The sequence below is a fragment of the Acinetobacter sp. WCHAc060042 genome (assembly GCF_003231195.1).
In the GTDB taxonomy this organism is placed as follows: Bacteria; Pseudomonadota; Gammaproteobacteria; order Pseudomonadales; family Moraxellaceae; genus Acinetobacter.
On the sequence record NZ_QKVN01000062.1, the window covers coordinates 1 to 13,184 of the forward strand.

10 protein-coding genes and 1 pseudogene are annotated in these 13,184 nt (G+C 41.3%); 6 read left to right on the forward strand and 5 right to left on the reverse strand.

Features of this window, described 5'->3' with window-relative positions; all coding sequences use genetic code 11:
* Positions 1 to 283 precede the first annotated feature (283 nt).
* The gene (locus DPG01_RS18805) at positions 284 to 433 is read left to right on the forward strand and encodes a hypothetical protein (protein WP_171264481.1); all 150 of its coding nucleotides are present in this window, start codon (positions 284 to 286) and stop codon (positions 431 to 433) included.
* A 350-nt stretch (positions 434 to 783) separates the two neighbouring features.
* Positions 784 to 1,336, forward strand: a pseudogene (locus tag DPG01_RS17315) (M23 family metallopeptidase).
* 413 nt (positions 1,337 to 1,749) lie between these two features.
* Here the strand turns inward: DPG01_RS17315 and DPG01_RS17320 are convergent.
* Positions 1,750 to 2,952 carry a YbfB/YjiJ family MFS transporter gene (locus DPG01_RS17320; protein WP_110975909.1) on the reverse strand — a complete coding sequence of 401 codons (1,203 nt, stop codon included), beginning with the start codon at positions 2,950 to 2,952 and terminating at the stop codon, positions 1,750 to 1,752.
* Between the two features lie 108 nt (positions 2,953 to 3,060).
* Entirely contained in the window at positions 3,061 to 3,666 is a 606-nt protein-coding gene (locus DPG01_RS17325) for a flavin reductase family protein (RefSeq protein ID WP_110975910.1), read from the reverse strand.
* 160 nt (positions 3,667 to 3,826) lie between these two features.
* On the opposite strand from DPG01_RS17325, the gene DPG01_RS17330 reads away from it, so the two are divergent.
* The 3 genes from DPG01_RS17330 to DPG01_RS17340 all read left to right on the forward strand — a co-directional run bounded on the left by DPG01_RS17330 (position 3,827) and on the right by DPG01_RS17340 (position 9,119).
* The gene (locus DPG01_RS17330) at positions 3,827 to 5,215 is read left to right on the forward strand and encodes an L-cystine transporter (protein WP_110975903.1); all 1,389 of its coding nucleotides are present in this window, start codon (positions 3,827 to 3,829) and stop codon (positions 5,213 to 5,215) included.
* 152 nt (positions 5,216 to 5,367) lie between these two features.
* Positions 5,368 to 6,195, forward strand: a complete 828-nt coding sequence (locus tag DPG01_RS17335) for a PhzF family phenazine biosynthesis protein (RefSeq protein ID WP_110975904.1) — start codon at positions 5,368 to 5,370, stop codon at positions 6,193 to 6,195.
* 146 nt (positions 6,196 to 6,341) lie between these two features.
* Entirely contained in the window at positions 6,342 to 9,119 is a 2,778-nt protein-coding gene (locus DPG01_RS17340; RefSeq protein WP_110975905.1) for a M16 family metallopeptidase, read from the forward strand.
* 84 nt (positions 9,120 to 9,203) lie between these two features.
* Here the strand turns inward: DPG01_RS17340 and DPG01_RS17345 are convergent, their stop codons facing one another.
* Both DPG01_RS17345 and DPG01_RS17350 read right to left on the reverse strand, forming a co-directional pair.
* The gene (locus tag DPG01_RS17345; protein WP_110975906.1) at positions 9,204 to 10,271 is read right to left on the reverse strand and encodes an amidohydrolase family protein; all 1,068 of its coding nucleotides are present in this window, start codon (positions 10,269 to 10,271) and stop codon (positions 9,204 to 9,206) included.
* A 121-nt stretch (positions 10,272 to 10,392) separates the two neighbouring features.
* On the reverse strand, positions 10,393 to 10,788 hold the full coding sequence (locus DPG01_RS17350) for a DUF3144 domain-containing protein (RefSeq protein ID WP_110975907.1): 396 nt from the start codon (positions 10,786 to 10,788) through the stop codon (positions 10,393 to 10,395).
* 114 nt (positions 10,789 to 10,902) lie between these two features.
* On the opposite strand from DPG01_RS17350, the gene DPG01_RS17355 reads away from it, so the two are divergent.
* Positions 10,903 to 11,535: a hypothetical protein gene (locus DPG01_RS17355; protein ID WP_086210198.1), complete on the forward strand. Its 633-nt coding sequence runs from the start codon at positions 10,903 to 10,905 to the stop codon at positions 11,533 to 11,535.
* A 68-nt stretch (positions 11,536 to 11,603) separates the two neighbouring features.
* Here DPG01_RS17355 and DPG01_RS17360 read toward each other — a convergent pair whose 3' ends face one another.
* The gene (locus tag DPG01_RS17360; RefSeq protein WP_110975908.1) at positions 11,604 to 13,064 is read right to left on the reverse strand and encodes a CHAD domain-containing protein; all 1,461 of its coding nucleotides are present in this window, start codon (positions 13,062 to 13,064) and stop codon (positions 11,604 to 11,606) included.
* Positions 13,065 to 13,184 lie beyond the last annotated feature (120 nt).

Consider the following 13,184-nt stretch of genomic DNA (forward strand, 5'->3'; position numbering starts at 1 on the left):
AGGATTGGGGAAAATTCAGCTTTTGAATGTTTATGCAACAAAGCCTTTTATAAGTTGAATATAGCGGTCGAAATATGTTTGCAATGTAAGACTAGGTTAAGACATTCGTGCTTTAGGTGAGTGAAAGTACAGTCTAACAACACAGTATTTTGATTTATAAAGGGAAATTAGATTTGTCATTACATTGAAGTACTTTGATACAGCTTATAGCTTGGGTTTTTGAGCCAGTGTTGTATGGTGGTCTTTGTCGAATGTTACGGCAGATGATCAAAGGAGTAGTCTCGTGGCTAATCAACAAAATCAGCAGCAGCGTCAACAGCAACCCAATCAACCGCAACAAAAGCCAGATCAGCAACAACAGCAACAGCAGCCAAATCAAGGCCAGCAAAAACAACCGAACCAAAACCAACAGAATCCAAATCAGCAACGTTAAAGTTGTCGTGATTTAATGAATTTATCTTAAAACACAGCACGGAGGAATCACGCAAAAGGAATTGGACTAACAGGAGGGCTCTATGTCGAATAATGTTGTGAAAACATTAAAACAGAAGATCAAAGCTCGTTTAAAAAAGATTTCTAAGCATCAGTCTAAGCTGAAAGCCTTAGAGAAAAAACTGAAGAAGCGTAAGTAGTTTTACGTAGTTTATTTGAAGAAAAGCCCTCATTTTATATGAGGGCTTTGCCGTTACATATATAAGATATCTTTCAATATATGAAGCATTTAGTATGAATAAGTAACTTTATCTTATTTGAATATCTAAAAATTAGCTGAGTAGTTGAATCATGTCTCGTTTAGTTCTGAGTGGAGCTATTTTAAGTACAAATCTGCTGATGATTGGATGTCAGCCACCGGCTTCGGGTGAAGCAGCGGGTTTGAGTTACCCCTATTTATATTGGCAGTTATATAAGACGCCTTTAGCGAAAAATTTAAATGTGCCTGTAGAAGGAGTAAGCCACAAGCAGATACAGGACACTTGGGGGGCTGCACGTGGTCAGGGACGAAAACATCAAGGTATTGATATCTTTGCTAAACGTGGTACGCCTGTCTTAAGCGCCACGATCAGGCATCGTCTTGGATGTTGGGATCAATAGTTTAGGTGGGCAAGTGGTATGGGTAATGGGACCAAATTTAAGCCGTCACTATTATGCACATTTAGATGCTTATGCGCCTGATATTCAAACGGGTGATTGGGTTGAAGTGGGAGAGGTATTGGGCTATGTCGGAAACACGGGCAATGCTAAGAATACGCCACCACATTTGCACTATGGAATTTATAGGACTGGAAAGGGAGCTGTGAATCCTTATCCGTATTTAACTTTAAATGCATTGAAATAGCCAAGTTTTGATCTACAGCTATAAAAGTTCGAACGCATTCATTGTTTTGCTCATAGATGGTTCATCAATTTTTTTCTTATACTTACATCGTTCATTTATAATATTTAAAAGTAAGTTAAAATATCACACGTATTAGAACTCTTGCAAAAGTCAAAAAATGACCATTCATTGGCAATACAATAAGTGTTGAATGTTACTTCTCTCTTGGTGAAAAGGTTAGAAGGACGGAGGATTCTTCCTACAAATCCTCTCCCTAGCCCTCTCCTTTAAAAAGGAGAAGGGACTTTCATTGTGATTTCAATACAGCTCAAAAAACGACTTATGCAAGAACTCCATTTAACATGGACGACCCTCTATAACGTGAACTACTAACGCAAGTAGGTTACTTTTTTGATTCTCTTTAATATGAAGGCTTAAAAGGCCTCCTTTTTACTGGTTGGATTGGAGGTAGAGGTCGTACGGGTAAAATAAAACAATTGCAGTGTTCCTAGACTGAGAACTCCTGCAGCAAGCATAAACTGAAAGTGATATGACCAACCCAAATGCTGCAAGGTACTAAAACTTAAACCACCAACTAGTTGTACCGTTGCAAAGCTGAGTGTCGCCATACTCCACAGCTTTTTATAGGCTAAGCCATAAAGTTGTAAGATGGTATAGGAGGTGAGAAAGACCACCGCAGGGTTCAGTAGGCCTGTGAGAAATGAAGATAGGAGCGTAAATACAGGCGAAAAACTCAGAACCGCAATAAACACTGCCGTAATATAGACACTGTATAAAATCTTTAAAGCCAGAAAGTTGCCAAATTTACGTGCTAAAGCATAAGCTGTCGCTGCACCCAAAGCGCTGCCTAAGCCATATAAAATCCAGTTAAAATTGATCCAATATAAATTTAGCGTTAAAACATGACTTAAATAATCAATCCAAAACAGAGAATGGGGAATATAGGCAAAGGCGCTGCAGGCATAAACAATGAGTAAGCTATAGTAAATTTTATTCACTGTATGAGTCTGGGGCTGGCTTGTAGGGATACTGTGCAGTTGCTTTTGGAAAGGACGAACCAGTATCCATAATAACCATGTAATGACAAATGCAAAGCTACAAAGAATGAACCATGCGCTACTGATTGCAATACGGTCTAAATACGGCATAAACAGCGTGGCTGCCAATACACCAATCCCGATTCCGCTAAATCCAATTAGATTAATTTTAAAACGGTGCTGTAACTCACTGCACTGCGCCACAATGCTAGGCGATAGAATCATCAGCAAACCACCGCTGATACCTGAAATGATGCGCCACACCAAATACCAAACTTCATTAAAATGTGCAAATGCACAGGCAAATAGGCTGATTGAACCAAACAGCGCAGCAAAAATGATATAGATCGGCATTTTTGCATTTTGTGGCAGCTTCATTGCCCAGAACGCGCCGATCAGATAGCCCAGCAGATTAGCACTACCGAGTAGGCTGGCGAAATTGTGTGACCATTCATAGGCTTCGCGAGTGGACGGCAGTAGAGCGGTATAAGAAAAACGTAAGATGCCAATCCCCAAGCACATACTCAGGCAGAGAAAGAGACTCAGTTGTACGGTGCTCGAGAACGTCCTGTTCATCATCATTTGACTATTTGTTTAAAAAACACACTTGAACTATAAGGTGAAATTTACAATAAAACAATCGAGTAATGTTCGCCTTTAGTCGAGCGGAGTAAAGGTGAAGCCAATTTACTCAGTGTCTTTAAGTGTATTGATATCCACTGCATCACCAATGGTATAAAAATGTCCGCCTGCAACATGATGGATACTTTTCCATTCCTCTGCGGCTTCATGGTAGTACCAATGCCCATCTCTAAAAACACGATCATCTGCATAAGCGGCAATGACTTTGCCAATAAATAAGTCATGCTGCTGCTGATTATGCGGTTCAGGAATGAGTTCACACAGAATCCATGCACTACAGCCTTCAACCACAGGGATAGGGCTTTGATTAAACTGAAACAGTTCGACCCCACACTGACGCAACTTTTCAGGCGCATCATATTGACTGATCATGCCGAGTGCGTAAACCATTTTCAGCTGTTTAAGTGTAGGGACTTGCAGCGCAAATAGACCCGATTTTTCAATGATACTGCGGGTTTTCGTAGATTTATCGAGTACGACCGTCACTTTGGCGGGGCTAAACTCTAGGGCGCATGCCCAAGCTGCAGTCATGACATCAGTGCTTTCATCATCTTGACTGGAAACCAGCAAGGTTGGGCCGTGGTTGAGTAGCCGATATGCTTTTTCTAAAGGAACGGGCAGAATGTGAGGATTAAGCAGAGATTGATTCATGTAAAAGAACATTTTAACAGCCGTTTTAAGTGCTTTATACCACATTCTAAAACTGCCGATTCAGTCTAAATTTGTACATTCAGTGGGGAATGTGGCGCAAAACCGTAAGGCCGTTTCAATTTTGATTTATAATTATGACAGCATCATTTAGGGAAACAATATGAATATCCCCTTAATCGTCAATGTCATCATTTTTATTGCATTGCTTATTTTACTTGGTCGAACCCGTAAAACCGATTGGAGTTTAGCGAAGAAAGTACTGGCAGGTCTCTGTCTTGGTATTGTTTTTGGTCTCGCTTTACATGGGTTTTATGGTACGCATTCGCCTGTACTGCAAGAGTCGGTACAGTGGTTTAATGTGGTCGGTAAAGGCTATGTCAAACTATTACAAATGGTGGTAATGCCTTTGGTGTTTGTTTCCATTTTAGGCGCTGTGATCAAGCTACACGATGCAGGTTCATTGGGTAAAATTAGTTTTATTAGCATTGGAACCTTGTTATTTACCACAGCGATTGCTGCGTTTGTCGGTGTGGTGGTGACCAATCTGTTTGGCTTAACTGCGGCAGGTTTGGTACAAGGGACACAAGAAACTGAACGCTTAAATACGATTCAAACTGACTATGTCGGTCAAGTGGCTGACTTACAAGTGCCTGATTTATTTCTGTCATTTGTTCCGAGCAATCCTTTTGCCGAGCTGACAGGGGCACATCCAACTTCCATTATCAGTGTAGTCATTTTTGCAGTGTTTTTAGGCATTGCAGGCTTGAACCTCATGAAAGCGGATGCTGAGAAAGGGCAAAAGCTGTTGTCTGCAATTGACATCTTACAAACGTGGGTCATGAAGTTGGTGCGTTTGATTATGATGCTCACTCCTTACGGTGTGTTCGCACTCATGACCAATATTGTGGCCAACTCTAAAATGGCGGACATCTTAAACTTAGGTGGCTTCTTGGTTGCGTCTTATATCGGCTTGGCGATTATGTTTATCGTGCACGCCGTGATTTTGGCGCTCACAGGTATGAACCCAATTCAGTTCTTTAAAAAGGTTTGGCCTGTGCTGACTTTTGCGTTTACCAGCCGTTCAAGTGCTGCCAGTATTCCTTTAAATATTGAAGCACAAACACGACGTCTGGGCGTACCTGAGTCAATTGCCAGCTTCTCAGCCTCATTTGGTACGACCATTGGGCAAAACGGCTGTGCTGGGCTATATCCTGCAATGTTGGCTGTTATGGTCGCACCGACAGTAGGTATTAATCCACTCGATCCGCTTTGGATTTTGACTTTGGTTTGTGTCGTGACCTTGAGCTCGATTGGGGTGGCAGGTGTAGGTGGTGGTGCAACATTTGCAGCACTGATTGTCCTGCCGATGTTGGGCTTGCCTGTGACTTTGGTTGCACTGCTCATTTCAATTGAGCCTTTGATTGATATGGGTCGTACGGCTTTGAATGTGAATGGTTCGATGACTGCAGGTGTCGTGACCAGCCAAGTCTTAGGTCAAACCGATAAGCGTATTTTTGAGCAAGACAATGTGGACTTAAAAGAAGTCTAAGCTGAGTAATATATCGCTTATGAACTGGAAAGAAGCCTATCTTAATGATTAGGCTTCTTTTTATTGGGCGTGTATCCATAAATGACTAAAAACTGTATCTACTTTTTTACTCAGTTTTTTGCAAAATAAAGCCTCAATTTAGGAGAAAAACGATGAAAATGTATCAAGTCGATGCCTTTACAACTGAATTATTCAAAGGTAATCCTGCCGCTGTGATTGTGCGTGATGAATGGTTAGCAGTAGATTTGATGCAGAATATTGCCTTGGAAAATAACTTGGCAGAAACGGCTTTTGTGAAAGTCATTGATGCTGAAAACTTTGAAATTCGCTGGTTCACTCCCCAGGTTGAAGTGGACTTTTGTGGGCATGCGACTTTAGCCAGTAGTTTCGTCCTGTTTCGTGATTATACCGATGCTAAACGTATCCAGTTTCATGTCAAAGAGTTGGGTATTTTTATCATTGATCAAGATGCTGACGGCAAGATTCATATGAATTTTCCAATTCGTGCACCGCAAAAGTTAGAAGACTATCCTGCGGAAATTCATGAGTTGGTCGATTGTGAAATTAAAGAAGTTTATTTAAACCCACAGGCTTATATTTTAGTATGTGAGTCTGAGCAGGCAGTTAAGGACGCCAAACCGAATTTGGATAAAATTCGTCAAATGGCAGAAAAGCATAAAGTCAGTACTGCGATTACCGCTGAAAACTTGGATGTTACCTTGACCTCAAAGTCTCAAGATTATGATTATATCGCACGTTATTTCGCACCGCATAAAGGCATCAATGAAGACCCTGTGACAGGCTCGATGCATACAGGTCTTGCACCCTTGTGGGCGGAGAAGTTGGGTAAAACCTCATTGCTTGCCTATCAGGCATCGAGCCGTGGAGGATTACTTTACTGCGATATTCAGTCTGAAACACGGATCCAAATTTCTGGCTATGCCAAGTTATATATGACGGCTGAATTGTACTTAGATTAAGTTGTAATTCTCTTAAAATAAAACTACTGGTGAAAAATAAGCATTGATTAAAATGCTGTTTTTCACCAAATTACTATAAAAATAATTTCACTTTCCTCTATGATGTTGAGAATCATTCATATTTTGTCGAATTATTTGGAAAAATAATGTTAATGCGTTTTAAAACATTGAGTTTGTCGGTATTGCTACTTGGCTTTGGGGGCACAGTATGGGCACAACCCGTATTGGTAAAATCGGAACAGAAAATTGAAGAATATAAATTAGATAACGGTTTACGCATTATTCTTGCGCCAAACGATAAAGAAAATAAAGTGTATATGAATATGGTCTATTTGACTGGTTCATTGAACGATCCTAAAGGAAAGGGCGGTTTAGCACATCTATTGGAACACTTAGCGTTCAAGGGAACTAAAAATGTTCCAGGAGACGAGTTTCAGCGCCGTTTAGATCAATACGGTTTAATGAATAATGCCAGCACAGATTATTATTCAACCAAATATATTAATGTAGCTCGTCCTGAACAAAACGCAATTAATCAGCTGATTCATCTTGAAGCTGAGCGCATGGATGGCTTGGTGCTCCAAGAAAAATATGTACCGTCTGAAATCGCGATTGTAAAACGCGAGCGTGAAGTCCGTATGGATCAGCCTTTTTCGGTACTCATGGATCAGATGTGGAAGTCTGCTTATGGTAATCAATATTTAGGACGTTTACCGATTGGTGATTTAAACGAGTTACAGTCAATCAAAATGGCTGAACTGAATAAGTTTTATCGTGATTGGTATGCACCGAATAATGCGGTGTTTGTCATTTCAGGAAAGTTTGACCAAGCTGCTGTACTAAAGCAGATTGATGAAAAGTTTAGTGCGATTCAAGCGCGCGCTGTGCCTGCGAAAGTTAAAGTACCTGTCTTAGATGCCAGCAAGATTAAAGATCGCCAGTTTGTGGTGAAAAAAGGCAGTAACTTCGCCAAATACAATATTTACCTAAATGGTAAAAACGAGAACATTAAAACTGCGTTGGCGGTGTCACCGTATTTATATACCATGCAACCCAGCGGGCATTTGTACCAAAATATTGTAGAGACGGGAACGGCGACAGCAGTTCAGTCAACCACATGGTTAGATCAAGATTTTAATATGGTGTTTATGGGCGCAGTTTATGCACCCAACCATGATGTGAAAAAAGTCGAGTCGGCTTTGGTTGATGGGGTCGAAAAAACACCAAACTTCAACGAGGTTGAGCTTAACCGTGTGAAGAGCATGATTAAAAATGCACAAGAAAGCATGTTCAGTAGTGCAACGGCAGTCGGTGGCATGCTCAGTGACTACGTGGTTTCTGCCAACGGTGATTGGACACAATACTTTAAAGATCAGCAACAGTTACAACAGCTTACCGTTACGCAAGTTAATCAACGTTTAGATGACTTTTTGATCCCAGAGCATCGGATTTCAGGTACTATTTTACCAACCCCAGAAGATCAGAAAAAAGCACTTGAACAAGCGGCAGCAGCCACCCCAGCAAAAACTTTAGATCAGCAAGCTGTGGCTGAAGAGCCATTGAAAGATGCAAGTGTGTATAAAGCGGAAGTTGCTGAGTATGTAAAAAGTTCAAAGCAATATTTAGAAAGTGCTGAAAAACAAATTCAGCGTGGCAAGTTAAAAAATGGTATGCAATATGCGCTGTACCCAAGTACTACGCGTGACGATAAGACCTATGCCACCATTTCGATTGACTTTGGTACGGCAGAAAGTTTGTTTAATAAGGCAGAGCTATTAGACCTAACTTCTTATTTACTACTCAGAGCGTCAACTCAATATAGTTTGCAAGACATTGCTGATCATTCTATTGATGCGGGCGGTGGAGCAAGTGCCTCAAGTAATGGTAACGGCATCAATATCTCAATCGTGGCGAAGAAAGAAAAGTTTGATGGATTTTTTAACTTTGTTGTAGATGTCCTTAAAAATCCAACTTTTGAACAAAGCCAGTTTGATTTAATTAAGTCACAAAGCTTAGCAAGTCTAGATCGACCGTATACTGAGCCTGAAACTGTAGCAGCTTTAACCATTGCGCGTTTACTTGAAACTTATCCAATTGGGGATATTCGCCATCACTTCGAGCCTGAATATGTCAAGAAGCAGTATCAAGCAGCAACACAAGCTCAGGTTAAACAGCTGTATCAGCAGTTTTTTGCGATGAATCATGCACAAATTTCGGTGACAGGTGTGATTGATACGAAAAAGATGAAAAAGACTTTAAATCAGGCTTTTGCAAACTGGAATTCGGCAGCGCCTTATCAGCGGATTACTTCTGATTTTACTGCATATAAAGCGCAGCGGGTACATGCGCTGTCAGAGCAGCGTGAGTTTGGTAGCTATCAGAGCATTATGACGTTCCCTGTGGGCACGTACCACCCCGATGCGCCTGCTTTACAGGTACTCGAGCACATCTTAGGTGAGTCGCAGTTGTCCTCTCGTTTGGCGCAAGAGCTACGTGAAAAGAATGCTTTGGTCTATGGTTTTGGCAGCAGCATTTCGCTGGATGACTGGACGGAGTCAGGAGCGCTGACAATTGACGCAAACTATAGCGCAGGCAAATCAGCTCAAGTCTCTCAGGCAGTGTATAAAGTGTTGAATGAGTTACTGGCAAAAGGCGTTACTGAACAGGAAGTCGAAGCTGCGAAAGCTGATATTTTGAAAAAGCGTGTGACTGCACTTGAAGATAGTCGCAATATCCATCGCATGTTGATTCCTCAAATGAAGCGCAATCGTACTTTACTGGATCGTGAGCAACGCGATTTAGCTTTGGCTAAAATCAGTAAAGCCGATGTTGATGCAGTGATTCAGAAATATATTAAGTTGGATCAATTGGTTGAAGTGATGGCTGACCAATATGGCAAAGCGCAGCCAGCGTTGAAAAAGTAAAGATCTCAGTTCTCACCTAAAAAGAACCCCTCAATATAGAGGGGTTCTTTGTTATAAGCCTTATGAAGCAGTTTTCTTAGTTGTCTATTCAAGCCGATAAAACTGTTTGGCATTGTGATGGAATATACGCTCTAAAGCATCAGGGTCATAGGCTGCGACGACATCACTAAAGGCATCAATAATATTGACCAACGATGTACTGACCGAATCCATTGGAAAGTTAGAGGCAAACATCACCCGATAGGTGCCAAAACAGGCGAGGGCATGCGTAATCATGGGATGTGCCAGATCAAAGACTTCTTGTTTGGACGCCAATCGGTCTTCTTTATGAAAACGATGTCCTAATACAGGCATGAAGAGTCCCGACATTTTGGTATAGACATTTGGACAGCTTGCAAGCTCAGCTAAGTCATCTTTCCAACGGAAGAAAATATTTTCCCGCGCTGTTTGTGTCATCCCTGTATTTGCGCCAATTGGGCCAAATAAACCTGCGGGTGTACCCAAATGGTCTAGCACAATGGAGGTTTCTGGGAACTGCTTGGCCAGATAAATCACATCTTCAAGCTGTGTGGAATAAACCCAAGCATCAAAACTCAAGTTGTATTGGGACAGTACTTCGAAGCCTTTGAGAAATTTTTTATTGCGATATAAGTGTGGCTCATCTGTCCACGCATGGATTTCTTTATCTTCATGAAAAGACGCCATTTTACGAATACCACGAAAGTGTGGTGAAGCTTTATGGTGTAATTTTAGGATCTTCTTAAAGTTACGATCACGCGGATCAGCTGTTGCGACAATGCCACCCAATTTGACCGTATCTGCTCCAAAAGCTAAAGACTCAATAAACTGAGTTTCCTCAACCACACCTTTGCCTTTGTTGTGATGCCAACTGGCTTCAACATGTACCACTTGTTCTACTGTGTATGGGCCAGTATCGTGTTTATAGTCATGAGGCAAATAAGGACGTGTGATATGACGGGTTAGACCGACAGTTTCAATCAGATCTTTAGGTTTCACCAAACGAACCATTTTGTCCAAAAGCTTAGGATGCTTGCCCAATAATTTGACTGCCAAAGCCGCTGCATGTGGCGTGTTATAGGGGTCCCACTGGTGAATGTGCGGATCAATGAGTGCAAAGTCCAAATGCTGCATGTTTTTCCCTAAATTATATTCTTTCAGGATTACCTTACTGCAAATTGAGGTATTGCAACATTGTATTTCATTTCAAATACGACGAAATGAAAAAAGCCTGCACGAGGCAGGCTTTGATTGATCAGTGATCGTGTTTGTGGTCATGCTTATTGGCATGAAATTCTTCGTTATGACGGAAACGAAGATAGTTTTCAAACTGTTCACAATATTCATCATAGTTGTCTTCAAGCATCATTTGGAATTGCTGCAAAATATAAGACATGACTTGCTCTTTGGCATCACGCATTTCATCGCCATCTTTAAAGTTGTTGGCTGCTACCCACGTGTTAAAACGGGCTGTACCAAATAACATCGCAGCACTGACTTGGCCACGTATTTCAGTAGGTTTCACTTGTGAACCTTTTTCAGTGCGACAAAAATCGTTTGCTTGCTTAATAAATTCATCTGCACGTTCAAAAAAAGCAGCATTCAACGCTTCTTCTTCGGTTACATCTGTTGCTTCAATCTTCTGAACCATGAACTTGTCCTAAAATACATAAATAACTCAGACTGCATTATAGGCAAAGCCTTGCAGAAACTAAACCTTTGCCTTAATCTAAAAATAGCCTAAGCAGTAAAATAGAGAATATTCATGCAAGATGCGATTGCGGTACAAAGTTTAAAAAGTGATATTGCATTATTGCGTCAAAACATTTGGCCACCACAAAATTTGGCCAATGTCGAAGGCTTACCGATTTATTACGCTACAAAAGCAGAGGTCGAAGACTACTACCGTCAGTGGACGGGTTTGATTGAGCGGGCGCAAGACTTATTCCAACCCTTTATGGAAGATGAGGTACTGGACGCGATTCATTTACCCAGTCATTTGAATTTACCGCTGTTTTATTTTCATGTCGATCGTATTCGGATTAATAAAACCCGTGCCAAAGAGTCTAAAAGTTTTCGTGGTATTGCGAGCTTAATCGAAAAATGTGGGCAGTTTGAACCCGAGCAAATCCAAGCCATGCGCACTTGGTTAGACAGCGATGATAACGCAGCCTTGGTTGCGCATAGGGAGTTTATTGACCTCAGAACCTATGTGTTTCAGCATGGACAGAGTGAATATACCCGTACCCGATTTTATGTAAATGGTATCGTGTTAAGTACCGAAGCACACTTTGAGTTGGTCGATGCGCGAGACAAACCACGTAAACAGCGTAGCGATAGTTATAATGATCCACTCGCAGATAACAACACGTGGAAAGTATACGGCAAGTATCGTTAACTTAGGTGCTGGCAGAATTCACTTATAAAAGAGCCTTTCACTGCTGATGTGTGTTTTGATTTAAACATCTATTTCAACTGTTTGGTTTGACTGAACAGCATTAGCTCTTGTTCAACCAATTTCAACATTCTATTTTTTTCCGCGGCGATCCAGCCTGTGGCAAAACTATAAGCGGCTTCTGGTTCTGGGGCTTGTTGAAATAAGGCTTCTGCAACGACCAAATCATTATAGTGCCCCAAGCTTTCTTGCACTGCTTTGAGATTTTTTAAATAGGTTTTTAACGCTTTTGCATCGAGTAGAGACGCCACAAACTCAATGCTATAACGCAGTTGTTTGACTTGTTTGCGAATACGGTGTTTTTCTTCATCCTCAAGCTGGCTAAAGTGCTCGGCATGTGCACATATTTTATCGTGTAAAGCATGGATTACTTTAAGTGCATGCTTTTTCAGTTTGGCTTTTGAAGGCGAATCTAGTTTTTGCTCTGTAAATAAAATCAATTCAAGCCAAAGTTGCGTCGTTTCGGGTCGTTGAAATAGGGCAGAGATATCAGTGATGACTTCTGTACTTGGCGCAAGATGATCTAATGGATAACCTGCCTCAATCAGTTGAGGAAGTAAATCTTCATTTAAGGCATCAATGTCGCGGGTTCCACCTAAGGCTTGAAAAATAGTGGTGAGTCCCGTTTTCCAGTGCGGTTGAATGGCGTCCGACCATGCAGCAAAACTTTTCAGTGCGCTACGTAATCGGCGGATTGCCACGCGGGCTTGGTGGACATGTTCACTGGTATACTGCTGTCGCGCAATTGAACTAGCATTAGGGAGTAGGTGCTGTAAGCAATTGGCCACTATGCTTTGTAGCGCTTCAGCTTCGCTTGAGCTTCTGTTTAGTACAAGAGATGTTTGATATTGTGCGGGAAAGTAACTTTGTTGACGGACAGCTAGAAGTCCATAGTCAGATTTACTGTGTGTGTCGAGCGACAGTTGATACTTTTGAATCCAAGGCCGTATAAATGCGATCAGATCCTCTATAGATCCTTGTTTTAATTCAAATTCGATCTCGAAAATATCTACACTGCTTTGTGCTTTAAAAATTTTTCCAATATCGAGTGCAATCTCAACTGTACTGTTCCCAACATCCTGCAAAACACGTAAACGTTGGATGTTGGTTTCAAAGAGCACTTCAAGGGCTACAAGTGGAAGCCCCAAAGCGCGCTTTAATTGTTTATAGACAGCGGGATAAGCACCATAGCTATGTAAGTCGAGAGTCGTTGTCTCAGGTGGTACTATATCAAATTCAAGTTCAAATCGACTCAGCGCTTTAGCGGTGTTCACGGCTTTGAAGGTTTGCTTCCATTCATCATTTTCCTGACGACGTCGAATCGCGATACAATGTTTAGCAAGGGTTTGTTCAGCCGTATCAAAGTATTGTGCTGCCAGATGAATCGATTCAGCCTTGAGCAAGCTAAAAGCTTTTTGTAAGGCCTTATGCTTCTTAACTGGAACTTGGAACTTAAACTCAATCTCTTGCATAGCGCTTACTCATAACGACCTGCATTTAACTATATGCTAAATCGAATAAAAAAAGACCAATTTTGAATGAATATAAGCTAAAAGAGCAGAAACAGTGTGATAGAGGCACTGCTGTCCCAT